This is a genomic window from Clostridium sp. MD294 (assembly GCF_000364165.2).
Lineage (GTDB): Bacteria > Bacillota > Clostridia > Lachnospirales > Anaerotignaceae > Coprocola.
Window position 1 is genome coordinate 1,162,964 of record NZ_CP097810.1, and the last position, 25,108, is coordinate 1,188,071.

General features: G+C 33.2%; 24 protein-coding genes, 4 tRNA genes and 2 rRNA genes. 21 read left to right on the forward strand and 9 right to left on the reverse strand.

Annotated elements, in window-relative coordinates; genetic code table 11:
• Positions 1-224: 224 nt before the first annotated feature.
• The 15 genes from glgA (at position 225) to lonB (ending at position 12,499) form a co-directional block, all read left to right on the forward strand.
• On the forward strand, positions 225-1,670 hold the full coding sequence (gene glgA, locus C820_RS05690) for a glycogen synthase GlgA (RefSeq protein WP_004037350.1): 1,446 nt from the start codon (positions 225-227) through the stop codon (positions 1,668-1,670).
• Positions 1,671-1,831: 161 nt separating this feature from the next.
• A complete protein-coding gene (locus C820_RS05695) occupies positions 1,832-3,445 on the forward strand; it encodes a DUF5711 family protein (RefSeq protein ID WP_004037348.1) in 1,614 nt (537 codons plus the stop codon).
• Positions 3,446-3,623: 178 nt separating this feature from the next.
• Complete coding sequence (locus C820_RS05700) at positions 3,624-4,331, forward strand: CvpA family protein (RefSeq protein ID WP_004037347.1); 708 nt, start codon at positions 3,624-3,626, stop codon at positions 4,329-4,331.
• Positions 4,332-4,499: 168 nt separating this feature from the next.
• A tRNA-Ala gene (locus C820_RS05705) sits at positions 4,500-4,572 on the forward strand.
• A gap of 137 nt (positions 4,573-4,709) precedes the next feature.
• Positions 4,710-7,609, forward strand: a 23S ribosomal RNA gene (locus C820_RS05710).
• A 127-nt stretch (positions 7,610-7,736) separates the two neighbouring features.
• A 5S ribosomal RNA gene (gene rrf, locus C820_RS05715) occupies positions 7,737-7,854 on the forward strand.
• 5 nt (positions 7,855-7,859) lie between these two features.
• Positions 7,860-7,931: transfer RNA gene (locus C820_RS05720), tRNA-Asn, on the forward strand.
• Between the two features lie 6 nt (positions 7,932-7,937).
• A tRNA-Glu gene (locus C820_RS05725) sits at positions 7,938-8,009 on the forward strand.
• 13 nt (positions 8,010-8,022) lie between these two features.
• Positions 8,023-8,094 (forward strand) — tRNA-Cys (locus tag C820_RS05730).
• A gap of 145 nt (positions 8,095-8,239) precedes the next feature.
• Positions 8,240-8,620 (forward strand): hypothetical protein, encoded by a 381-nt coding sequence (locus tag C820_RS05735; RefSeq protein ID WP_004037346.1) that lies wholly within the window; start codon positions 8,240-8,242, stop codon positions 8,618-8,620.
• A complete protein-coding gene (locus C820_RS05740; protein ID WP_035296751.1) occupies positions 8,550-9,188 on the forward strand; it encodes a hypothetical protein in 639 nt (212 codons plus the stop codon). The genes C820_RS05735 and C820_RS05740 overlap by 71 nt, the downstream gene beginning before the upstream one ends.
• A gap of 331 nt (positions 9,189-9,519) precedes the next feature.
• Positions 9,520-9,798 carry a hypothetical protein gene (locus C820_RS05745; RefSeq protein ID WP_004037344.1) on the forward strand — a complete coding sequence of 93 codons (279 nt, stop codon included), beginning with the start codon at positions 9,520-9,522 and terminating at the stop codon, positions 9,796-9,798.
• A gap of 2 nt (positions 9,799-9,800) precedes the next feature.
• The gene (locus C820_RS05750) at positions 9,801-10,310 is read left to right on the forward strand and encodes a GNAT family N-acetyltransferase (RefSeq protein ID WP_004037342.1); all 510 of its coding nucleotides are present in this window, start codon (positions 9,801-9,803) and stop codon (positions 10,308-10,310) included.
• 2 nt (positions 10,311-10,312) lie between these two features.
• On the forward strand, positions 10,313-10,666 hold the full coding sequence (locus C820_RS05755) for a hypothetical protein (RefSeq protein WP_004037340.1): 354 nt from the start codon (positions 10,313-10,315) through the stop codon (positions 10,664-10,666).
• Between the two features lie 141 nt (positions 10,667-10,807).
• Entirely contained in the window at positions 10,808-12,499 is a 1,692-nt protein-coding gene (lonB, locus tag C820_RS05760) for an ATP-dependent protease LonB (RefSeq protein ID WP_004037338.1), read from the forward strand.
• 79 nt (positions 12,500-12,578) lie between these two features.
• Here lonB and fliD read toward each other — a convergent pair whose 3' ends face one another.
• Positions 12,579-13,889, reverse strand: coding sequence for a flagellar filament capping protein FliD (gene fliD / locus C820_RS05765; protein WP_004037336.1), 1,311 nt, complete (start codon positions 13,887-13,889; stop codon positions 12,579-12,581).
• Positions 13,890-14,150: 261 nt separating this feature from the next.
• Between fliD and fdxA the strand changes: the two genes are divergently transcribed.
• Positions 14,151-14,321 carry a 4Fe-4S ferredoxin gene (gene fdxA / locus C820_RS05770; protein WP_004037334.1) on the forward strand — a complete coding sequence of 57 codons (171 nt, stop codon included), beginning with the start codon at positions 14,151-14,153 and terminating at the stop codon, positions 14,319-14,321.
• A 210-nt stretch (positions 14,322-14,531) separates the two neighbouring features.
• On the opposite strand, the gene C820_RS05775 is transcribed toward fdxA, so the two are convergent.
• The 5 genes from C820_RS05775 to lon form a co-directional block, all read right to left on the reverse strand.
• Positions 14,532-14,756 (reverse strand): alpha/beta-type small acid-soluble spore protein, encoded by a 225-nt coding sequence (locus C820_RS05775; RefSeq protein ID WP_004037332.1) that lies wholly within the window; start codon positions 14,754-14,756, stop codon positions 14,532-14,534.
• Between the two features lie 99 nt (positions 14,757-14,855).
• Positions 14,856-15,041, reverse strand: coding sequence for a PspC domain-containing protein (locus tag C820_RS05780; protein ID WP_004037330.1), 186 nt, complete (start codon positions 15,039-15,041; stop codon positions 14,856-14,858).
• 85 nt (positions 15,042-15,126) lie between these two features.
• Entirely contained in the window at positions 15,127-15,711 is a 585-nt protein-coding gene (gene yihA, locus C820_RS05785; protein WP_004037328.1) for a ribosome biogenesis GTP-binding protein YihA/YsxC, read from the reverse strand.
• The gene (locus tag C820_RS14570) at positions 15,702-15,902 is read right to left on the reverse strand and encodes a S16 family serine protease (protein WP_347562977.1); all 201 of its coding nucleotides are present in this window, start codon (positions 15,900-15,902) and stop codon (positions 15,702-15,704) included. Before C820_RS14570 ends, yihA begins: the two co-directional genes overlap by 10 nt.
• A complete protein-coding gene (gene lon, locus C820_RS05790; RefSeq protein ID WP_004037326.1) occupies positions 15,820-18,054 on the reverse strand; it encodes an endopeptidase La in 2,235 nt (744 codons plus the stop codon). The genes C820_RS14570 and lon overlap by 83 nt, the downstream gene beginning before the upstream one ends.
• 434 nt (positions 18,055-18,488) lie before the next feature.
• Between lon and glmS the strand changes: the two genes are divergently transcribed.
• On the forward strand, positions 18,489-20,315 hold the full coding sequence (glmS, locus tag C820_RS05795) for a glutamine--fructose-6-phosphate transaminase (isomerizing) (RefSeq protein WP_035296822.1): 1,827 nt from the start codon (positions 18,489-18,491) through the stop codon (positions 20,313-20,315).
• A 50-nt stretch (positions 20,316-20,365) separates the two neighbouring features.
• On the opposite strand, the gene C820_RS05800 is transcribed toward glmS, so the two are convergent.
• From C820_RS05800 to C820_RS05810, 3 genes are read right to left on the reverse strand one after another with little or no spacing between them, the layout of a single operon-like run.
• Positions 20,366-20,851: a pyridoxamine 5'-phosphate oxidase family protein gene (locus C820_RS05800; RefSeq protein WP_004037321.1), complete on the reverse strand. Its 486-nt coding sequence runs from the start codon at positions 20,849-20,851 to the stop codon at positions 20,366-20,368.
• Between the two features lie 39 nt (positions 20,852-20,890).
• Entirely contained in the window at positions 20,891-21,490 is a 600-nt protein-coding gene (locus C820_RS05805; RefSeq protein WP_502799879.1) for a DNA-3-methyladenine glycosylase, read from the reverse strand.
• Positions 21,491-21,508: 18 nt separating this feature from the next.
• Positions 21,509-22,135, reverse strand: coding sequence for a DUF3879 family protein (locus C820_RS05810; RefSeq protein ID WP_004037318.1), 627 nt, complete (start codon positions 22,133-22,135; stop codon positions 21,509-21,511).
• A 122-nt stretch (positions 22,136-22,257) separates the two neighbouring features.
• Here C820_RS05810 and C820_RS05815 point away from each other — a divergent pair, with 122 nt between their 5' ends.
• From C820_RS05815 to C820_RS05830, 4 genes are all read left to right on the forward strand, one after another.
• Positions 22,258-23,166: a metal ABC transporter substrate-binding protein gene (locus tag C820_RS05815; protein WP_004037316.1), complete on the forward strand. Its 909-nt coding sequence runs from the start codon at positions 22,258-22,260 to the stop codon at positions 23,164-23,166.
• Complete coding sequence (locus tag C820_RS05820) at positions 23,163-23,918, forward strand: metal ABC transporter ATP-binding protein (protein WP_004037314.1); 756 nt, start codon at positions 23,163-23,165, stop codon at positions 23,916-23,918. The genes C820_RS05815 and C820_RS05820 overlap by 4 nt, the downstream gene beginning before the upstream one ends.
• Positions 23,909-24,739, forward strand: a complete 831-nt coding sequence (locus C820_RS05825) for a metal ABC transporter permease (protein WP_004037312.1) — start codon at positions 23,909-23,911, stop codon at positions 24,737-24,739. The genes C820_RS05820 and C820_RS05825 overlap by 10 nt, the downstream gene beginning before the upstream one ends.
• 101 nt (positions 24,740-24,840) lie before the next feature.
• Positions 24,841-25,092 carry a TIGR03905 family TSCPD domain-containing protein gene (locus tag C820_RS05830; RefSeq protein WP_004037310.1) on the forward strand — a complete coding sequence of 84 codons (252 nt, stop codon included), beginning with the start codon at positions 24,841-24,843 and terminating at the stop codon, positions 25,090-25,092.
• The last annotated feature ends 16 nt before the right edge of the window (positions 25,093-25,108 follow it).

Sequence of the window (25,108 nt, forward strand, 5' to 3'; positions counted from 1 at the left end):
TCGTCCTTTCTTAAAAAAATAGTATAATATATTGTATTATAAGCTGTATTTCAGCCATATTATAACAGTTATTATATCACTAATTTTACATAGTATAAGCCAAAAAAAGAAATTTTGTGTGAAATTATAAAATTTTGTTAATATTATGACTTGATAACAAGCAATAGTTTGTAGTAAAATTAATACAAACAAATGTGTCAATCATGAAGAAAGGGTGGTTATTGGTGGCAAGTGAAAGACGTAAAATATTGCTAGTTTCTTCTGAAGCAGCACCTTATGCAAAAAGTGGTGGATTGGGGGACGTTGTAGGGTCATTGCCAAAGGCATTAAAAGAAGCAGATGTTGACGTGAGAGTGGTACTTCCTAAATATGCAACGATAAAAGAAGAGCATATGCAAGATGTCGAATACTTAGGTTCTTTCTTTATAAATCTTGCCTGGAGAACACAGGAAGCAAAAATATTAAGAAAAAATACTGACACATTTCCTGTGTACTTTATAGAAAACGATTTTTATTTTGGCAGAGAAGGACTTTATGGTTATGGGGACGACAACGAGCGTTTTGCATTTTTCTGTAAGGCAGTGTTGCATATGTTGTCTACAATAGACTACTATCCAGACATTATACATTGCAATGACTGGCAAACAGGGCCTATTTGTATGTTGTTAAAAGAGTCTTATAGTAAAATGATATTTTATTCCAGAATTAAGACACTTTACACCATACATAATCTACAGTATCAAGGCGTTTTCGGTCGTGAAACAATGGATTTATTAGGTGTACCAAATTGGTGTTTTGATAATGGAAATGCAGAATTTTATGGTAATGTCAGCTATATGAAAATGGGCTTGATGTATGCTGACCATATTAGTACTGTAAGTAATACCTATGCAGAAGAAATACAAACACCACAGTATGGCTATGGTATGGATGGTGTATTGAGAAGTAGAAAAGAGCATTTAAGTGGTATTATAAATGGTATTGATTATCAAGCAAATGACCCAGCAACAGATAAACGCTTAGTAAGGAATTTTGACAGAAATAGTATTGAATTAAAGAAAGAAAATAAAAGGGAATTGCAAAAGTATCTAGGATTAGAACAAAAAGATGTACCAATGATTGGTATGATTACAAGATTAGCAGACCAAAAAGGATTAGACATTTTGACACAAGTGTTTAGTGAAATGATGAGAGAAGATATACAATTTGTGCTATTAGGTACAGGAGAAAATAGATATGAGTATATTTTCAAAAGCATGGCACAGCAATATCCTGGAAAAATGAGTGCAAATATTTTGTTTGATGATACATTAGCACAAAGAATATATGCTTCAAGTGATTTATTTATGATGCCATCTTTCTTTGAGCCATGTGGATTGGGACAAATGTTTAGTTTGAGATATGGTACAGTACCTATTGTAAGAAAAACGGGCGGTTTAGCAGATACCATTGCACATTATGATACAGAGACAAAACAAGGGAATGGCTTTGTATTTGAAAGCTATGATGGCAATGGATTGCTTTGGGCATTCCGTGAAGCTTTAAAAGTATATCATATGGGAGCAGAAGAATGGGCAAATGTAGTAAGAAACGCTATGGATTGTAATTATTCTTGGGCAAATTCTGCAGGAAAATATATTGCTTTGTATGATAAACTGATAAAAGGCTGATAAAAAAATAAGAATTGGGGTTTAGAACGATAAATAAAAAAAGGGGCAGAACAAATTGTTCGCCCTTTTCTTTTTTTGCAAAAAAATATCTGTACGAAAGTTATGCTGAGGAGTATAATAATTTAGATTGAGGGGGAATACTCAGAAAGGGGAAGTATTATTTGGAAGAAACAAACAAAATAGAAAAAAGAAAAAAAGGAAGTAAAAAATATATTGTAGTATTGTTTTTATTTGCTTTGATAGTAGGAGGAAGTTGTGGACTGTATTATATAGATACTTTCTATGGACAAGGAAAAATCAATACAATACTTTCTTCTTTACAGCAGAAAAAAACAACAAATTCGACAGAAACAGAAGAAACAGAAGAAACAGAACAAATAGATATTATGGAACAAGTTGATGAAAAAAATACTATTCGTTTGTCTTCAGGAGGAGCTTTGTTTGCTACAAAAGGTAAAAAATTTTTGATGTGTACAAAAGATGGTGCGAGATATATGAATGGTATGGGTGACCAAAAATGGAATGATACTTTTACTATGACAGCACCAGAACTAATAGAAGAAGGCGATTATTATGCTATAGGGGATTTATCAGGAAAAAGTGTAAAAGTTTATGATGAAACAGGTTTACTTTATACAGCACAAAGTACAGGAAATGTTTTGTATTTTGCATTAAATCGCAATGGATATTTGGGAGTAATTACAAAAGAAAAAGAAATTTATACAGTAATGGTTTATGATAAAGAAGGTACACAACTCACAGGAAGACAAGAAGGAGAAAAAGGTGTTTATCCTCTTTCTATGGATATATCAGATGATAATAGAGTATTTGCAATAAGCTATTTGGATACAACAGATGTAGAGCCTGTAGGAAAAGTAAATTTTTTCTTTGTAAATGAGTCAGAAGGAAAAAATTTTACAGAAAGTATGTTTTCAGGAGTCATTAAAAATAATGAACTGATAGCAAAAGTGTTTTATTTGGATAATGGAAGCCTTGCTATGGTGTCTGATAGAGCGTTATATGGCATAGCAAGTAATGGAGAAGAATGCTGGGCAATAGAACTGACAAATCATATTAGTTACATAGGAATAGAAAAAAAGAAATATATTGTAGCAGCATATGGTGGAGCAATATCAGGTAGAGATAGTAAAAAACAAGGCTATGTTAGTTGGATTAATGGCGATGGTAAAGAAATTGCTTCTTTTCAAGCAAAAGATGCTGTAACTTATTTAAACTGTGATAATACAGGTACAATAATAGGGTGTAATAAAACATATTATGGTTTTAAAATAGGAGGCAGAGCTTTTTGGGAATACACTGCAACAAAGGATATGATAGATGTTTTACTTATGGAAAATGTCAATAATGTGCTTTTTGTTACAAATGATAGTGCAATGATATTGAATATGGATACAGTAAGTCAAGATACTACTGTAAAAGAACAAAAAGAAAATGTACAAAGTACAGAAAAAGTCATTAAAAAACAGCAAGATGACGAAGAAAATAAAGAAGAAGATAACAAAGAAGAAGATAAACAACAAGGAAATGAAGAAGAAGATAACAAAGAAGAACAAGGAAATGAAAAAGAAGATAACAAAGAGGAAGAAAATAAACAACAAGAAAATAAAGAAGATGATAAAAAAGAGAAAGAAGATAAACAACAAGGAGAGGAAGAAAAAAATAAAAAAGAAGATACAGAAGAAAATAATACAGAAGAAGAAAACACAAATATAGAGCAGAAAAATGATATAAAACAAAATGTAAAACAACAATAAAATAATACTACATAACAAAATAATATAAAGTAATGAAAATAACAAAAGTTAATAAATCAGCAAAGTGAAATAAGATAATATAGTACGCAAAGATAATAGTGTTATGGTGCAAAATAAAACAATATTTTGCACCATTTCATACAATAGAGCATACTATAATGAAGGAGTGAGAAATAATATGGAAAACAGTAATATAGTATGGTTGTTGGATATTATTGTATTATTGATAATTTTAGTACCTGCACTAATAGGTTATTATAAAGGCTTTTTATATGCTTGCTTAGGTTTTTTACCTGTTATTGTTTCATTTTTTGGTTGTAAAATACTATCTCCTGTTTGTAGTAAATTTCTTAGAACAACAGCTTTATTTGATTTTTTTAAAAAAAATGTATATGAAGGATTAAATTTAGGCAATCTATTAGAAGAAAAAGCAGAGCAATCTCAAACGATTATAATAAATGATATGAATATACCAGAATTTTTAAAAAGTGCTTTACTTGAAAATAATAATTCTGTAGTACATTCTCTTTTTGAAACAGAAAAATTACAAGATTATGTAGCAAGTTATTTCGCAAATATTTGTTTAAATGTTATTAGTGTTGTTTTGGTGGCAGTAGCTTTATACATTATAATGAAATTGTTTTTAGGTGCATTAAATATTGTTTCAAAATTACCTGTAATTAGTACTATTAATAGATTGTGTGGTTTTGCGATTGGTGGAGCAAAAGGAATATTTTTAGTGTGGTTTATTGGCATTATACTGACATTTTTTTATTATCATGAGGTACTGCAAGCGTTTTTTATATTATTAGAAAAGAGTTATATTACAGCATTTTTGTATCATAATAATTTGCTTTTGTTTATGGTATTAAAAATATTTGCATAAAAAATAAAAAAAGTGTTGACAAAATATTTGTTGCGTGTTAATATATTCAAGCAGTGTCTGAAAAGACAGAATAAAGCAAAATAATAAGTTGGAAAATAGTTGATTTTTATAATATTTTCTGATATAATATCGAAATATATCATTGCATATTGTTTATGTAATGTAAATGGGGGTTTAGCTCAGTTGGGAGAGCACCTGCCTTGCAAGCAGGGGGTCGCGAGTTCGAATCTCGCAATCTCCAGTAACAGACGAAAAGAAGTCTGTATGCACCTTGAAAACTGAATACAAGAAAAAAGAGTCAAAAATCGAGCAATGATAAATTTTTGAAACAAACTTCTATAAATAAAGTAAAAAAGTAGTAACGCTACTACATTTAAAGGTCAAGCAAGAAAGAGCACGAGGTGAATGCCTTGGCACTGGGAGCCGATGAAGGACGTGATAAGCTGCGAAAAGCTTCGGGGAGGCGCACATAGCCAATGAGCCGGAGATATCCGAATGGGGGAACCTGCCTAAGAAAACCTTAGGTATCTGTATGTAAATCCATAGCATACAGAAGGGAACGCTGTGAACTGAAACATCTAAGTAGCAGTAGGAGGAGAAAGAAAAATCGATTTCCTAAGTAGCGGCGAGCGAAAGGGAAAGAGGCCAAACCAGGAGACAAAGTTTTCTGGGGTTGAGGACTGTGTAAGGTATTGAATGGAGATAGTTGAAGTGTTTTGGGAAAGCACACCAAAGAAGGTGAAAGTCCGGTAAACGAAATTGAAATTCAGCCGACAGTATCCAGAGTACTACGGGACACGAGAAACCCTGTAGGAAGCCGGGGGGACCACCCCCCAAGCCTAAATACTCCCCAGTGACCGATAGAGAAGCAGTACTGTGAAGGAAAGGTGAAAAGGACCCCGGGAGGGGAGTGAAAGAGAACCTGAAACCCCGTGCTTACAAACAGCCAGAGGGAAACTGATGGCGTACTTTTTGTAGAACGGTCCGGCGAGTTACAATTACTAGCGAGGTTAACTGTTAATAAGGCAGGAAGCCGAAGGGAAACCAAGTCTGAAGAGGGCGATATAGTTAGTGATAGTAGACCCGAAACCGGGTGACCTATCCATGTCCAGGTTGAAGGAACCGTAAAAGGTTTTGGAGGACCGAACACACATCTGTTGAAAAAGGTGGTGATGAGGTGTGGATAGCGGAGAAATTCCAATCGAACTCGGAGATAGCTGGTTCTCCTCGAAATAGCTTTAGGGCTAGCCTTGAGAGAAGTCTAACGGAGGTAAAGCACTGAACTGACGCGGGTCCCAAAAAGGATACCAACTCATATCAAACTAAGAATGCCGTCAAGATATCCTCAGGAGTCAGACTACGTGAGATAAGTCTCGTGGTCAAAAGGGAAAGAGCCCAGACCGACAGCTAAGGTCCCGAAGTGTATGTTAAGTGGGAAAGGATGTGGGATTTCAAAGACAACTAGGATGTTGGCTTAGAAGCAGCCATACATTAAAAGAGTGCGTAACAGCTCACTAGTCGAGAGAACCTGCGCCGAAAATAAACGGGGCTAAAACATACCACCGAAGCTACGGATTTCCTACGGATGTAGGGAGTGGTAGAGGAGCATAGTGCAAAAGGAAGAAGTCAAAGCGAGAGCAATGATGGACGAAGCAGTAGAGAGAATGCCGGAATGAGTAGCGAGATAGAAGAAAGAAACTTCTAGGCCGAATATCTAAGGGTTCCTGGGTAAAGCTAAACTTCCCAGGGTAAGTCGGGGCCTAAGGCGAGGACGAAGGTCGTAGTCGATGGATAACTGGTAGAAATTCCAGTACTACAAATAATCAGAACTGTGGGGACGCAGGAGGATAGGTAAACCGGGGAAAGGAAAAACCCGGTCAAGCATAAAGGTATGTCAGATAGGAAAAACCGTCAGACTGAGCTGAAATGTGATGAGGACTGAAAAAGAGTAAGGAAGTTACTAAATCCACACTGTCAAGAAAAGCCGCTATAGCATTATTTGTACCCGTACCGTAAACCGACACAGGTAGATGAGGAGAAAATCCACAGGCTGACGGGAGAAGTGTTGTTAAGGAACTCGGCAAAAAGACCCCGTAACTTAGGGAGAAGGGGAGCCAGTGAGAGCTGGCCGCAGAAAAGAGGCTCAAGCGACTGTTTAGCAAAAACACAGGTCTCTGCGAAACCGAGAGGTGAAGTATAGGGGCTGACACCTGCCCGGTGCTGGAAGGTTAAAAGGAGAGGTAAGGCGTAAGCTGAAGCTTTGAATTCAAGCCCCAGTAAACGGCGGCCGTAACTATAACGGTCCTAAGGTAGCGAAATTCCTTGTCAGGTAAGTTCTGACCCGCACGAAAGGTGTAACGATTTGAGCACTGTCTCAACAACACGCCCGGTGAAATTGAAGAACCAGTGAAGATACTGGTTACCCGCAACAGGACGGAAAGACCCCATGGAGCTTTACTGCAGCCTGATACTGGGATTCGATGATATATGTACAGGATAGGAGGGAGGCTAGGAAGCGAGTACGCTAGTATTCGTGGAGCCGCTGGTGGGATACCTCTCTTATATCATTGGATTTCTAACTTGCATCTGTGAACCAGATGAAGGACAATGTCAGGCGGGCAGTTTGACTGGGGCGGTCGCCTCCAAAAGAGTAACGGAGGCGCTCGAAGGTCACCTCAGAATGATTGGAAACCATTCAAAGAGTGTAAAGGCAAAAGGTGGCTTAACTGCGAGAGCGACGGTTCGAGCAGGTACGAAAGTAGGACTTAGTGATCCGGTGGTAATAAGTGGGAATGCCATCGCTCAACGGATAAAAGCTACCCTGGGGATAACAGGCTTATCTCCCCCAAGAGTTCACATCGACGGGGAGGTTTGGCACCTCGATGTCGGCTCATCGCATCCTGGGGCTGAAGTAGGTCCCAAGGGTTGGGCTGTTCGCCCATTAAAGCGGTACGCGAGCTGGGTTCAGAACGTCGTGAGACAGTTCGGTCCCTATCCGTTGTGGGCGAAGGATATTTGAGAGGAGCTGTTCTTAGTACGAGAGGACCGGAATGGACATACCAATGGTGTACCAGTTGCATACCAAATGCATAGCTGGGTAGCTAAGTATGGACTGGATAAACGCTGAAGGCATCTAAGCGTGAAGCCACCCTCAAGATAAGATATCCCAAAACGCAAGTGAGTAAGGTCCCTTGAAGACAACAAGGTAGATAGGTTGGAGGTGTAAGTGCAGTAATGTATTAAGCTGACCAATACTAATAGACCGAGGGCTTGACCTAGTAAAAGGGAAAGCAAAGGAAGAGATAAAAAATAGAAGGAAAGTAAAAAAAGGTATTGACAAAAAGCGAGAGAGAGGCTATAATATATCTTGTGTTCAGTTTTGAGGGTGTAAAGCCCAAAGATATTTCCAGTGACGATACGTTTGTGGGGAACACCCGTACCCATTCCGAACACGACGGTTAAGACGCAAACGGCTGATGATACTTGGTGGGGGACCGCCTGGGAAAGTAAGTGGTGGCTGGAGAATAATCCTCGATAGCTCAGCGGTAGAGCATCCGGCTGTTAACCGGAGGGTCGTAGGTTCGAATCCTACTCGGGGAGTAATAAGGCCCGATGGTCAAGCGGTTAAGACACGGCCCTTTCACGGCTGTAACCCGGGTTCGATTCCCGGTCGGGTCATTAAATTTTATATGGCGCTGTAGCCAAGCGGTAAGGCAAAGGTCTGCAACACCTCTATGCATCGGTTCAAATCCGATCAGCGCCTTTATAAAAAGTCTTGATGTTTAGTTTATCTAAATATTAGGGCTTTTTTGTTTTATAAAAAAAATGTTGCAAATTTTGGCAAGATGTGTAGAATATTAAATAAGAAGTGTAAATATTGTTGTAATAAAAATAAGGAAGGGAATTTTATGGAAACCTGGAAAACTTTATTAGAAGGTTCACTGATATTAGGGATTTTGACAGCAATTATAGGAGTGCTTAAAAATAAGGCAGATAACAAACTACAATATATTACAAGTGAACGTGCTAAATGGAGAGAAGAAATTAGAGAAATTGCTCAAAGACTTCAAAGTGCAGGAGAATATGAAATTGATAAAATACTATGTGAATTAAAAGTAAAAATTAATACATATGGTATTGCAAATCAAGATAATGTTTTTCAAGATGCACATATATGGAAAATAATTGGGACTTTAGAAGATCCTCAAGGTTCAAACATTGCTGAAAGAGAAAATAAAAAAGGCAAAAAAAATACTAATAGAATATTTATCTTGTTTATTAAAACATGATTGGGAACGCTCAAAAGGAGAAGTACTTGGAAATTATACTATTATGTTAGATGCTATTGTTAATGTATTGTTTTTTGTTGGTGTAATATTTTGTTATAATGTGTTATTTAAAATTGATATAAATTGTATTGATATAAGTCAATTTAATGACTTGATTTTTGTTTTTTCAGTGGTATTTGCAGGCTATTTAGCTGTTATAAATTTTATTATATTTTATACACAAATAAAAATGATTGATATTTCTAAAGAATTTATAAAAAGTATGAAAGACAAAAAAAATTTTTGGGAAATAAAAAGTTTTATTCCATATATAATATATTTATGTTTAACACTGTTAATATCTAATTTGTATGAAAAGTGTTTTCAAGAAAAAGCATTATTTACAATAAATGGGTTTGCTTTGCTTATAGTATATACCATTATATATATATTTATTTTATATTGTATATATCAATTAAAAGTAAGTAATGAGAAAAAAATTTATATAGATTATTATAATACTATAAATAAGATATATGAAATAGAAATGTGTTCTAATGGTTGTATTAGAGAGGATTGTCCTAGATAAAAATAGCAATAGTTATAATAATTATTTATGAGGCAAAATTATAGCAAGTTTTATAGAAAACAAATAAAATATCATATTTTAAAAAAAGTCTTGCTATTTAGATGAATACTAAATAGCAAGACTTTTTTATGTAGAAATATAAAATTGCTAAAATGTCGATTTTTTGATAATATTGATGTAAAAGCATTGTAAAGTATAGAGATTTGAAAAAATCGAAATATATAGAATAATTTTGGAATTTTGTGGTAGAAAAAATGTTGTAAGATTGTTTATTGTATTTTTTAGTATAAGTAATAAAAAAAATACAGAAATAATAGAGAGGTTTTGTGATATGAAAGAATTAAATCCGTTTCAAAAAAAATTTATGGAAAGTTTAGCGAATATTCAAAATTGCTGTGTACAAAAGGCATTATGTCAAAAACAACAGCGTCTAGAAGCGGTACTTTATGATGTAACTGCTGATGTAATTATTGCGATATTAGAAAATATAGATGGGTATGGTGATATGGAAAAATTTGATGTAATATGTTGTGATACAAAACAAACATTAAAACAAAATCCGTATATAGAATTGCATGATGTAGTATGTGAATATATTAAAGGAGTATAATGATGTTAAAACTGAGAGAATATAATGTGTTTGATGCAGAAATAATTACAAAATGGATAGAGAATGAATATATTTTTAGACAGTGGAGTGCAGATAGATATGAAAAATATCCTATTACAGCAAGTGACATAAATGATTATTATAATAAAGAGAAAAACAATTATCAAATGTATATTATGACAGCATATGATAAAAGCGATATCATAGGACATTTTACATTGCGTTTTGTTGGATATGATACAAAAACAGTTCGATTAGGTTTTGTCATAATAGACCATAAAAAGCGTAAAAAAGGTTATGGCAAACAAATGGTTGATTTAGCTGTAAAGTATGCTTTTGATAATATTGGAGTAAATAAAATATCATTAGGTGTTTTTGAAAATAATAGTAATGCCATAAAATGTTATAAAAGCTGTGGATTTCAAGAAATAAAAACAGATGTAATAGAAAGTTATGAATGTATGGGGGAAATTTGGAATTGCATAGAAATGGAAAATAAAAAAGGGGTGTAAAAGTGGGATTTTTAAAAAAACTGCTAGGAAAAAAAGAAGTAGAAGGGATTGACTTTTCTGCTGTAAAAACGAATGAAATGGCAAAAGAATTGTGTGAGAAAAAAGAACTGGCAATGTTATATATTGTGCCATTACGTTTTGGAGGAGAGGAGGAAAGTAATAATATATTGTATGTCCCACCTGAAGTAGTAGAATTAAAGCAAAGATATGATATTGTAGCAGAAAAAATGCTTTTAGAAAGCGGTACGAGATATATTTGTACACCAGAATATAAGGGAAAAAGCTTTGTGCCAAGTGCATTACATATTGCGGTAACAGGTAAAACAAGATTTACACAGACTATAAAAATTTGGTGAGAAAATAAAAAAATATATACTAAATTAAATTTAAAAAATCTCTTATATTTTATATAAGAGATTTTTTTTGTGGTATAAAATTGCTGAAATGGAGAAAAATACAATAAAAATAGTAAATATTTATGGAGGAGAGAAAAACACATGAACCATCTTTATTTATTACTTACTATTATACAGATACTTTTTTCTTGTATTGCAGCAATTTATTTTTATAGAAGCTTAAAAGAAAAAAGTGGCACAAAATCATTTCATCAATTAGAATTTAGAAAAGAACAAGAACAGCTCAAAAAAATGAGAACAATTCATTTAACAACACCTTTATCAGAACAGACAAGACCAAAGACATTAAATGATATTGTAGGGCAAAAAGAAGGCATAAAAGCATTAAGAACAGCACTTTGTGGCCCTAATCCCCAACACGTTTTAATATATGGCCCTCCAGGAGTAGGTAAAACTGCGGCTGCAAGATTGATATTGGAGGAAGCAAAAAAAAATATACTTTCTCCTTTTGGAAGTAAATCAAAATTTGTAGAATTAGATGCTACAACATTACGTTTTGATGAAAGAAGTATTGCTGACCCTCTTATAGGTTCTGTACATGACCCAATTTATCAAGGGGCAGGAGCATATGGTGCAGCAGGTATACCTCAACCAAAAGCAGGTGCTGTTTCAGAGGCACATGGAGGAATACTGTTTATAGATGAAATAGGAGAGCTACACCCTATGCAAATGAATAAGCTACTAAAAGTATTAGAAGATAGAATAGCACGTTTTCAAAGTGCTTATTATAGTGAAAACAATAAAAATATACCTCCTCATATACATGATATATTTTGTAATGGTATACCAGCAGATTTTAGGCTTGTAGGGGCAACTACAAGAACTCCAGAAGAAATACCTCCAGCATTGCGTTCTAGATGTATGGAAATTTATTTTGATGGACTGAAAGAAAATTCTATTGTAAAAATTGCAGAAAATACAATACAAAATGCAGGATTTGAAAAAGCACCTGCATTATGTAAAAAAATATCAAAATATGCTTCAAATGGTAGACAAACTGTAAATATTATACAATCTGCAGTGTCATTAGCAATATTAGAAGGTAGACATTATATTCAACAAAAAGATTTAGATTGGGTATTAGAAGCAGGAAGATACCAAGCATTACCTATAAAAACAATTCCTAAAAAGCAAAGAGTTGGTGTAGTAAATGGTTTGGCAGTATATGGAAATGATAACAGGGGAATGCTTTTGACACTAGAGGCATATGTACAGAAGTCAAAAAGTGAAAAAGGTATGCTCACTGTAACGGGTATTGTAGAACAAGAACTGCTCAAAAGTAGACAGGGAGAAGTCAAAAGAAAAAGCAATGCAAAAGCATCTGTTGAAAATGTGATTACGGCATTAGAACAGTTTACAGGAATTAGTAGAAAAGAATATGATGTGCATATCAATTTTGCAGGAGGTATGCCAGTAGATGGCCCTTCTGCAGGTATTGCAATATTTTGTGCTGTGTATTCTGCATTGTTTCGTATAAAAGTAGATAATACTGTTGCTATGACAGGAGAAATCAGTATTTACGGAGATGTATTACCAGTAGGAGGTGTTTGTGCTAAAATAGAAGGAGCAAAAGAAGCAGGAGCAAAAAAAGTATTGATACCTGCTGATAATTGGCAGGAAAAATATGCAGATATGGATATTATAGTAAAACCAGTGCATACAGTGAATGAAGTGTTAGAGGAATTATTTGATGTGTTAAAAGAACAAAAAAACGAATTGCCTCAAAGAGAGTATGTTGCAGCAAATGGTATATTGACAGCGGAAAAAGCATAAATAAAACCCCCTGCAAAAATTGTTTTTGCAGGGGTAAAACATTTAACGTAATAGCTTTGATATAAAAGTTATAAAACAATTATACTAACATATTCATTAGAAGACCTGCAGTATAGTAGTTGCTTAAGTTATAAGCACCTGAATTTGCAAAACGGCTCATTAAATTCAGTGCATCTGTACTAGTGTCTTGCTGCATTTGTTTTAAATCTCTGCTAATTAAAGAATTAGCAGAACGGGACATACCACTCTCAGCAGACCTATAAGCACCTTGTGCAAGTCCGTGACTACCACTGATAATATCTTTGATTAATTCTGGATCTTCATCTAATTTTTTAAGAAGTGTATCTTTGTCTAAAGATAGAGAACCATTTGCATTTTTAGTAATACCAATTAATTTCAAAGATTTTTCTGGAGCAGGGCCATTTAACATTTGAGATAATTGATTTTTTACACCAGAACCTCTATCTGCATTAGAAGAAACAACAGATAAAGCCTTGTTATATTTATCAACAAGATTTTCTACAGCATCTGCAATATTTTTGTTATCTACACCAACTTTTACTGTTGCATCGCCAACGCTTTTTAATGTCATACTAGCTTTACCATAATCCAGACTAACATTGTTAGAACTAGATGTAAATTCCTCTGTAAAACCATTGCTGTCAGTAACAGAGTATTGTGCATTTTGTGCAGCAGTAGCTGCTTCACTAAGACCGTTATTTTCAGCAAACTCTCCATTTACAATGAAAGAATTGTCGGTGCCAGTTTCTTTTGATGTTAATTTTAATACGCTTTTGCCGTCTTTTGATGTTTCAACAGATGCTTTTACGCCAATATTTTGACGGTTAATTTCTTTGGCTACATCATTGAGCATTTGACGGTTTGTTTTTTGTACACCGTATTCATTTACAGAACTTACATTAATGTTTGCAGTACCTTTATTTGTTACAATAGAAAAATCAGCATCTTCTGTTGCTTTTGCATTACTTGTTACAGCAGTAGAAACATTTTGTTGTGCTGCTGCTAATTGTTGTACAGAAACATCAAAACTTTCTGGTTTTCTAAGAGTATAATTTTTGGTAGCTGTTAAAACATCACTGTCAGAACTATTTACAGTTAAAGAATTGCTTACTCCAGAAGAATTTACATCACGCAGAGAATTTGCTGCGGACATTAAATCTGACATAGCACTGTCATAGTTACGTAAAAATGTAGAAGCATTGCTGCTCAAAGAACCAGTAGCAGTATTGCTGGAACTGCTATTTGTCTTTTTGTCTAATTTATCTAATGCTTGCTGTAATTTTAACTGATTGAGTGCATTTGTAGAATTGAAATAAGAATTACTAAAATTGTTGTAATTGCCGTAATAGTTACTAATTCCGTTCATCATACAATCGTCTCCTTTCCTATATATTTTTATTACAGTATGGAAAACAGCATACACTGTTTCATTAATTAATATCGTCTTATTTATAAAATGATTAATAGCATATTTTGATAATTGTTACGATATTTGTGTGATAATTGTATCTAAAAAAGTCAAATATGATATTTTTGACAAAATCTATGTATAAATTTAAAAAATAACTTGCTAATTATTTATTTTTGATATAAAATAGCATTGTATATTTTGATAGGAGGTGTATTTCCAATGGCTCATAAAATTGGTTCTGAATGTATCGGTTGTGGTGCTTGCATGAGCGAATGTCCAACAAACTGCATTTATGAAGATGGTGGTGTTTATGCTATCAAAGAAGCAGAATGTATTGACTGTGGTTCTTGCGCTGGTGTTTGTCCAGTAAATGCTCCAAAACCTGAATAATTCTGGAGAAAAAAGCAGACAAGTTGTCTGTTAGAGGCTGTCGAGTATTTCGACAGCCTTTTTCATAGTATATTAAAAAATGGCTGATGTCTTTTATTGTAAAAGTTCAGCCATTTTTTGAAAAAGCTTATATATAAGCTATAAAAAATAAAATTTTGTTTTATAAAGTGAAATATCAAACACAAATATTTTATAAATAAAATTTATCAATTAACTTTGTGTTTTATTTGCCATTTCTTTCTCTTGTGCTTCAATCATTTTTTTGACCATGTAACCACCTACATAACCATTTTGAGCAGAAGTCAAATCACCATTGTAGCCTTTTTTTAAAGGTACACCAATTTCATTTGCTATTTCAAACTTATATTGTTCTAAAGCTGCCTTTGCTTCTGGCACATTAATTTTATTACTAGATGAATTATTTGTTCCTGACATAATATAATGTCCTCCTTCAAATGCAATTTATTTGTAGTACATTTTTAGTATGGCAATATCATATTATTTTATGTAGGAACATATTACCAATAATAGTAATCATTCTTTAGGAAGTATTGCCCAAAGCACCATATAAATCGCAATAGGATAGAGTCTAAAAAGCAATACCAAAAGCACAAATACTATTCTGACAATAGAAGGCTCAAAATGAAAACATTGTGCAATACCCCCACAGACACCACCTAATTTTTTATTTGTTTCAGACAAACAAATATGAAATTTCATAAAAACACCCCTTAAATCATTTGAAATGCACAGACTAATATATTAATATACGTTTTATGGTATTTGTTTGTCTGTTTTAGTCTGTTTATAGTAATAATTTGTCAATTTCTTGCCAAAGTTCTGAAATACCTGTTTTAGCCGTACCAGAAAAAGCAATCAATTTATCTTGTTCAGATAAGCCTAATGTTTTTCTGATAATACTTAAATGTTTTGGTATTTGACTTCTGTTTAATTTGTCTGATTTTGTAGCAGCAATAATAATATCATAACCATAGTGTTTTAGCCAGTTGTACATCATAATGTCGTTTTTGCCAGGTTCGTGACGAATGTCTATAAGTAATATAATACCAGCAAGACATTGCCTTTTTTGTAAATAGCTTTCAATCATAGCTCCCCATTTTTGTATTTCTGTTTTAGATGCTTTGGCATAACCATAACCAGGTAAATCTACAACATAAATTTCGTCATTGACATTATAAAAATTTATTGTTCTTGTTTTTCCAGGCTGTGAGCTTGTTCTAGCCAATGCTTTTCTATTTAACATAGCATTAATAAGTGTAGATTTTCCAACATTTGATTTTCCAGCAAAAGCAATTTCAGTTTTGTTGTCAGTAGGATATTGTTCAAATTTTACACCAACTGCCTCTAAAGAGGATTTTTTTACTTCCATATTTTTTCTCCTTCTGCTAAAGCATTTGTGATAACATCTTCCATTGTTTCCGCTAATACAAATTCTAAATCTTGTTTGATTTCTTCTTCAATTTCTTTTAAATCTCTTTCATTTTGTTTCGGTAATATAATTTTGACAATGCCTGCTTTTTTTCCAGCAAGTATTTTTTCTTTTAGTCCTCCTATAGGCAATACTCTGCCTCGAAGTGTAATTTCTACCAGTCATAGCGACGTCATTTCTAATATTGGCATTTGTGAGTGCAGAAAGCATAGCCAGAGCCATAGTAATACCCGCAGAAGGGCCATCTTTTGGAATAGCACCTTCTGGTATGTGTATGTGAATGTCTTTGTCTTTGTAAAAAGTATCTTCTGCATTAATACGGCTGCATTGAGAACGAATATAACTCATAGCAGCTTTTGCGGACTCTTGCATGACTTTTCCCATGTTGCCAGTAAGTTCAAATTTTCCAGTGCCTTCCATAGTGTTCACTTCAATAGAAAGTGTTTCTCCTCCAAATTTTGTCCAAGCAAGTCCTCTTACAATACCAATTTGAGGTTGTGTATATATTTTATCGGTATGATATTTTTTAGTACCAATGTAATCTTCTAATTGTTCTGGCAATATTGTAACATATTTTTGTTGTTTGGATACTATCATTTTAACAGCTTTTCTGCAAAGGCTTCCAATGGTACGCTCTAATTGACGAACACCAGCTTCTTTGGTGTAATTGTCTATAATTTCATCTATTACACCATCAGAAATATTAAACTGATATGGTTTTAAGCCATGTTTTTTCATTTGTTTTTGTACTAAATGTTCTTCTGCAATATGCTTTTTTTCTTGTGCTGTGTAACTAGAAAGCTGTATAATTTCCATTCTGTCAAGTAAAGCAGAAGGTATTGTGTCAGTAGTGTTTGCTGTGCATATAAAAAATACTTGTGATAAATCATAAGGTAGTTCTAAATAATGGTCACGAAAGGTATTATTTTGTTCGCTATCTAATACTTCTAAAAGTGCAGCAGCAGGGTCACCATTGTAGGATTTGTTGAGTTTGTCCACTTCATCTAAAAGCATAAGAGGATTTGTTGTACCTGCTTGTTTCATACTATAGAGTATGCGTCCTGGCATAGCACCCACATATGTTTTGCGGTGTCCTCTGATTTCCGCTTCATCTCTGATACCGCCTAATGACATTCTGACATATTTTAAATTTAAAGCTCTTGCGATAGATTTAGCAATAGAAGTTTTTCCCACACCTGGAGGGCCTACTAAACAAAGTATAGTACTGTTGCCTTTTGGGGCTAATTTTCGTACTGCTAAGTGTTCTAATATTCTTTGTTTTACTTTTTTTAGACCATAATGGTCTTGTTCTAGTATTTTTTCTGCTCTGTTAAAGTCAAACTTTGCTTTAGTTTTTTCTTTCCAAGGCAGTGAAAGCACTGTTTCAATGTAAGTTCTGGATACATTGTATTCTGGAGAAGAAATAGGAATTTTTGTCATACGTTCAATTTCTTTTTCAATATTTTGTTTGACTTCTTCAGGAGGATTTTTTTGTTGTAATACTTGACGAAAGTTTTCAGCATCTGCACTGACACCATCTTTATCTCCTAATTCTTTTTGTAATATTTTCATTTCTTCTCTTAAAAAATAATCTCTTTGTGCTTTGTCCATTTTTTTGCGAACATCTTTTTCAATTTGCTTTTTAATTTTTAATACTTCAATTTCATGATTTATAATTTTTATTACCATTTGTAATCTTTGTATTGGAGTAACTAATTCTAATAAAGATTGTTTTTTTTCTTCACTTGCTTCTAATACTCCTGCAATAATGTCAGCTAATTTTCCGGGATATTTTGCAGAAGCAGCTTCCGTAGCAGCAAAAAGCATTTCAGCAGAATTTCTGTTTTTGATAATGGTAGTATATTCTCCAAAACAGTCTATAGCAATACGCATAAGGGCATCTTCTTCAGAAGAAAGTTCTCCTTCAAAATCTTGTTCAATTTCAATGACATCGCCATATTCACATTGTTCATATGGTAGACATTGTATTAACTTTGCTCTTTTTTTTCCTTCTACAATAACGTGGTTTAAATTTCCAGGTAATTTTAATACTTGTTTTATTTTTGCAATAGTACCTATATCACATAAATCTTGTCTTTGAGGGTCTTGTATAGAAGCATCTTTTTGAGATACTAAAAATACAGGAAGTTTGTGTTCTGTGGCATAGTCTAAAGCTTCTAAAGATTTTTCACGACCTATAGGTAAACTTGTAGTCATATCTGGAAATACAGTTAAACCTCTTAATGGAATTAAAGGCAATTTTATTGTAATTTTTTCTTCCATGTGTTTATACTCCTTTTGTAATTTAAGTTTTTACTCCAGTTTTATAATAGATTATAACGAAAAACGGCCTTATGGTCAATTTTATTCTCATATTGTTATATTTGTGTAATAGGATAACTTTTATAAAGAATATAATAATAAAAAAATAATTTTATCTTTACCATTATGATAAAGTATGGTACAATATTGCGAATAAATAGTAAATAACATTTACTATGCACTTCCTACAAAGTGCTTTGCAAATAAAAGGAGGAAAGAATATAAGCGCCAGAACTCATGTAGGGGTAGTTGACGAGGAAGAAGCGTATCGAAAATATTCGGCGGATACTTCTCGCCCATTTGTACAGGGACGCAGGTTTTCTACAAAAATAAAAGGGAAACTTTTTATACAAAAAGAAAGCAACGTACAAATAAAAAAACTGGAGGAAAAAAATATGTGTGGTATCGTAGGATATGTTGGAACAGAACAGGCAGCACCTGTGCTTTTGCAGGGACTTGAAAAACTGGAATATAGAGGATATGACTCTGCAGGCATTGCTGTGTATCAAAACAATATTTTTACAATTAAAACAAAAGGAAGACTGTCTGATTTAAAAGAAAAAATAGAAAAAACAGGCAGTAATGTGCAGGGAACAGTAGGCATCGGTCATACAAGATGGGCAACACATGGAGCTCCAAGCGATGTAAACAGTCACCCTCACAACAGTGAAAACGGCAGAATTTCAGTAGTACATAATGGTATTATTGAGAACTATATGGAATTAAAAGCGTTTTTACAACAACAAGGCAAAAAATTTGTTTCTGAAACAGATACAGAAATTGTAGCACAACTGTTTGACTATTATTATCAAGGTGATTTAGTAGATACTATGATAAAAGTCATTGAAAAAATTAGAGGTGCTTATGCTTTAGGAGTACTTTGTAGTGAACACCCTGATGAAATTGTTGCAGTCAGAAAAGATAGCCCATTGTTGGTAGGATTAGGAAAAAATGAAAATTATATTGCTTCTGATATTCCAGCACTTTTGGAATATACTAGAGAGTATTATTTATTAGAAGATAACGAAATTGTATTACTTAAAAAAGATGGTGTACAAATATTTGATTTGAATAAAAAAGAAATCAAAAAAGAAATATTCCCTGTAACATGGGACGTTTCAGCAGCAGAAAAAGATGGCTATGACTATTTTATGATGAAAGAAATCATGGAACAGCCAGAAGGATTAAGAAAAACAATATTGCCAAGAATAAAAGATAATACAATACAGCTAGACCAAATTGCATTGACAGCAGAGCAAGTAAAAAATATCAATAGAATACACATAGTAGCTTGTGGAAGTGCTTGGCACGCTTCTATTGTAGGTAAATATGTTATAGAAAGAATATCAAGAATACCTGTGGAAGTAGATTTAGCTTCTGAATTTAGATACCGCCAGCCTATACTTCAAAAAAATGACTTGTGTATTATAGTAAGCCAGTCTGGAGAAACAGCAGATACATTAGCGGCATTAAGAGAAGCGAAAAAACATGGTGTTAGAGTGCTATCTATAGTAAATGTAGTAGGAAGCTCTATAGCAAGAGAAAGTGACGATGTGATATATACTTGGGCAGGACCAGAAATTGCTGTTGCTACTACAAAAGGCTATAGTACACAGTTGTCAGTAATGTATTTGTTGGCATTGTATTTTGGAGCAGCAAAAGAAAATATTACATCAAAAGATATGATGGAATATATTGAAAAACTGAAAAAAGTACCTGATGATGTAGAACAACTTTTAAAAGTAGAACAAAGAATGAAAGAATTAGCAAAACAGTATGCTCATTCAAAAGATGTTTTTGTAATAGGTAGAGGAATTGACTATGCGGCGGCATTAGAAGGCTCTTTAAAATTAAAAGAAATTTCTTATATTCATAGTGAAGCTTATGCTGCTGGAGAGTTAAAACATGGTACAATATCATTAGTAGAAGATGGTACACTTGTAATTGCAGTTGCAACACAAGAGGCATTATTTGAAAAACTGATTAGTAATATTAAAGAAGTAAAAGCAAGAGGTGCAGATGTTATTGCCATTGCAACAGAAGGTAGCACAAGCATAGAAAAAGTAGCAGATGAAGTATTTTATATACCAAAAACAAATGAAATGTTTACTGCTTCTGCTACAGTAGTGCCTTTGCAGTTATTATCATATTATATTGCAGTAGAAAGAGGCTGTGATGTAGATAAACCAAGAAATTTAGCAAAATCTGTTACAGTAGAATAAAAAAACAAAAAAAGGGCTGTCGAAATGACAGCCTTTTTTGATAAATACAATTATTTTTTTGTGAGTTCTAATGCTTGTTTTCCTGTGATATGTTCAATGGTCATTTCTATGATACCAAGTGCAGCAAATTGTGTTGTAATTTCTTCAGAACGTTTTTGTTCTGGTTGGTCTGGTGCAAATTTTGCTGTTAATTTTTCCATAACACTTCTTTTTTCTGCATCATCTTCTATCATGCGAGCGGTTCCAAAAGCAACAACACTTTTAAAATAAGTTGTAAGTTTTTCTGAAACGATGTCATCTTGTGCAATGACGCTAAAAGATACTTTGTTGTGTTTTTTAATAGCGTCTATTTTATGACCTGCTTTAGCACCGTGAAAATAAATTTTGTTGTCTTGATAGAAGTAGTTGATAGGTATAGCATAAGGGTAGTCATCATCACCTAATACTGCGAGAGTGCCAGTAGTACCATTTTGTAATATTGCAATACTTTCTTCTTGTGATAATATTTGGTTTTTACGACGCATTTCTCTAAACATAATTATTGCCTCCTTAATAAAAGTAAATTATTTGTATATTTATTGTGCTTCAAAAAAGCGCCAAGGTTTTAGGGCATATTCTTCAGCATAATCAATATTGATGCGAGCACTCACACAAATGTGAGGGGGAGTGTCATTTTCTTTTTCAAATAAAAAGAAATCATTTTGAAGTAAACTCATTTTATTTTGATTTTTGGTAATGGCAAGTGCTTTTGCTAATTTTCCAGGTCCATTGGAAAAATTCTTTTTTTGATAAGAATTTAATTCATTGTAGGACTTTTTATATCTATTTTGGGAAAGTGTTTCTAATGGAGAAATAGGCTCACAACCCCTTAATAACACAGCACAAGGCGTATTTTGTGGTTCTGTTACAATATTCATGCAATAATACATACCATAAATTAAAAATACATAGGCATGACCACCAGATAAATAAAGTGCCTCTGTGCGATTAGTACGACGATTTCCATAAGCGTGACACGCTTTGTCTAATACGCCAGTGTAAGCTTCTGTTTCTGTAATACGACATATAAGTTGTTGTTCATTTACAGTATGACAAATATATTTTCCTATTAAATCCCTTGCAACAGTGACAGTATCTCTCATGTAAAAATATTGTGTTAATTTTTTCAGAAAAATTCTCTCCTTATTATGTTATTAAGCATAGCAATTAATGCTTTTTTTCACTAGCCTGTTTCCACTTTGTACTAGATTTTTTTCAATATCTTCTCTTGTAATATTGTCTAATATTGCAGGGTCAAAAGGCTGACCAGCTTCCCAATTTGGGTCTGCTGCTTTTACAGCGTGATATAATGCAGAGCGGTAGTTTCCTTCATATTGTTGTAATGTCCATGTTCCTTTTAGTCTGTCCTCTTTGGGAATACTAAGCTGAAATTTTCTAAAAACCTCTGACCTTTTTGTAGTATTTCCGTTAGAAATACCATTTTCTTTTATAAATTCTCTTTTGACGTTATCAAACATCATTTGACGTGCATCTTCTGAGATATTGATAATTTGATGTCTTTCAGACTCGGGGATACCTGTTGCAAGCATTCCAGGTACAACAATGCCACCTGCGGTAAAATCTCCGTCTGAATTATAGTTTTTCATTACATTATTCATATATCCCTTTTCTCCGCCAAGCAATTCGTACATCATTTTTTGCTCTGGTGACATTGCAGCTACTTCTTGACGATGAAGAGAAAGAAAATCTTTTGCTGCTGCTTGATATTGTTTGCTATTTTTTATTTGTCCGAAAAAATTTCCTGTAATGTTTAGTGACATAACGAATACCTCCTTGCATTATATAGTAAATTTATATACATTATATCATAATGGCATTGACAATAAAATAGCGAAAGTATAAAATAAAACGCAAAATATTTTGATTTGCTATGGAGGAAGTTATGAAAAAGTGTAGTATAGTATTGCTTTGCATTTTGATGCTATTTTCAGGGTGCAGCAGTCAAAAAATAGAACAACAAACAGTTACTGTTGTAGCTTCTTTTTATCCTGTTTATGTTTTAGCAAAAAATATAACAGATGGTGTAGAAGGGGTAACATTAGAAAATATGGCACAACCTAAAACAGGTTGTTTACATGACTACCAACTTACAACAAAAGATAGAAAAGCACTGGAAAAAGCAGATTTATTTTTGATAAATGGTGCAGGAATGGAGGCTTTTTTAGAAGGTGTAAAAAAACAATATATACAATTGCCTGTTTTAGATACTTCTATAGGTGTAAAACTGCTTGATACACACCATCATCACCACCATGATAATAAACAGGAACATGGCGAGGAAGAAGAAGTGTATAATGGACATATATGGCTATATAGTGAAAATGCTTTAAAACAAGCAGAAAATATTTGTAATGTACTGTGTCAAAAAGACAGTAAGCATAAACAGCAGTATGTTAAAAATTTAGAAGTGTTTCAACAAAAAATACAAAATTTTCAAAAACAACAAAAATCACAAAAAACACAAATAAAAATCATATCATTTCATGAAGCATTTGATTATGTAGCAGAAGAATATGGCTTTACAATTTGTGCAGAGGTATTAGTAGAAGAAGAAAAAACACCTTCTGCAAAAGAATTAACACAAGTAATAGATTTGGTAAAACAGCAAAATATTACAGTGTTTTTTGCAGCAGAAGATGAAGGAAAAAAATATGCACAACTCATTGCAAAAGAAACAGGAGCAAAAGTGTATCTATTAAATCCCATTACAACAGGAGAATTGCAAAAAGATGCTTATTTGAAGGCAATGGAACAAAATAAAAATGTCATACAGGAGGCTATAGGTTTATGAGTGTTCATAATAATTGTGGTTTGTGCCGTGTAGAAATAGAAAATGTTTCTGTTAAAAGCGGACAAGATGTACTATTAGACGATGTCAATTTAGAATTTCATTGTGGGCAGCTTACAGCACTCATAGGAAGAAATGGTGCAGGCAAAACTACATTATTAAAAGCAATATTAGGAGAGAGAAATTATACAGGTAAAATTTATTATGAAAAACATAATGGTGAAGAAATGAAAAATCCTGTAATAGGATATGTGCCACAACAATTAATATTTGATAAAAGTATGCCTGTAAGTGTAGCAGATTTTATGATGACAACGACTACAAAAAGACCTGTGTGGTCTGGGTATAAAAAACAACAAAAACAAAATTTGTTCAAAAGATTGCAAGAAATGGATTGTGCTGATGTTTTAAATAAAAAATTGGGGTCGCTTTCTGGGGGAGAATTACAAAGAGTACTTTTAACAATGGCAATAGACCCCATGCCAGATTTGCTAATATTAGATGAACCTGTTTCGGGAGTAGATGCGACTGGATTAGATTTGTTTTATAAAAAAGTAACTTATTTGAGAAATACGTATCATATAGCAGTACTTTTAGTTTCTCATGATTTGGCATTGATAAGACATTATGCAGATAAAGTAGTACTTTTGGATAAAACGGTGACAGAACAAGGAGAAGCAAAAGACGTTTTTCAAACAAAAGCATTTCAGCAAACATTTGGATATTTTGCAGGGGAGGAAAAAATATGGAATTGATATATGAAATATTGGAAAGGCTTCCTTTTGCATTTTTGCAGTATGATTTTATGAAAAACGCATTTTTAGCAGTACTTTTTTTAGCACCACTGTTTGCACTGCTGGGCACTATGGCAGTAAATAATAATATGGCATTTTTTTCTGATGCACTAGGACATAGTGCTTTAACAGGAATAGGTATAGGAATGGTATTAGGATTAAAACAGCCTCTTTTGTGTATGATTGCATTTGGAATATTGCTTAGTATTGCCATTACAAAAGTAAAAGGAGCTGACATACTTTCTTCAGATAGTATTATTAGTGTATTTTCTTCTGCTGCTATGGCATTGGGTATTGTAATATTGTCACAAGAAGGAGGATTTGCAAAATATTCTTATTATTTGATAGGAGATATATTGACTATTACACAAAGTGATTTGATATTGATAATAGTAACATTGATAGTTTGTTATGTTGTGTGGATAGTATTGTATAATGATTTGCTTCTTGTAAGTATCAATCGTTCTTTTGCAGTAAGTAGAGGAGTGAATGTAGCATTTACAGAAAATGCTTTTGTGATATTGGTAGCAATAACTGTTATGATTTCAATAAAATGGATAGGAATATTGACAATCAATTCTCTTTTGATATTGCCAGCAGCAGCAGCAAGAAATATTTCTGTTAATGTAAAACAGTATCATTGTGTTACAACAATAATAGGTTGTATATCTGCTACAGTAGGATTGGTACTTTCTTATGAATGGGGCACATCGGCAGGAGCATCTATAGTGTTGGTAGCAGCAGTAATATTTTTTATAACACTTTTTTTTAGAAAAAAATAATAAATAAAAGTATTATAAACTGGTATTTTAAAAAATTTTGTATTATAATAAATATAGTTTTATTATAATATATAACAAAATAAATATAGGAGGGAAATACTATGCAACATATCACATATGATACAAAAGGCATCTGTGCTGTAAAAATTGATTTTGACTTAGATGATGGAAAGGTATATAACTTAAAATTTCACAATGGTTGTGATGGCAATCATAAAGGATTGGCGAAATTGGTGGAAGGTATGCCAGCAGAAGAAGTAGCAAAAAGATTAAAAGGCGTTACTTGTGGCCCTAGAACATCAAGCTGCCCTGACCAGTTGGCACAAGCACTGGAACAATATTTAAAAAAATAAAAAATAAAGAAGTTTT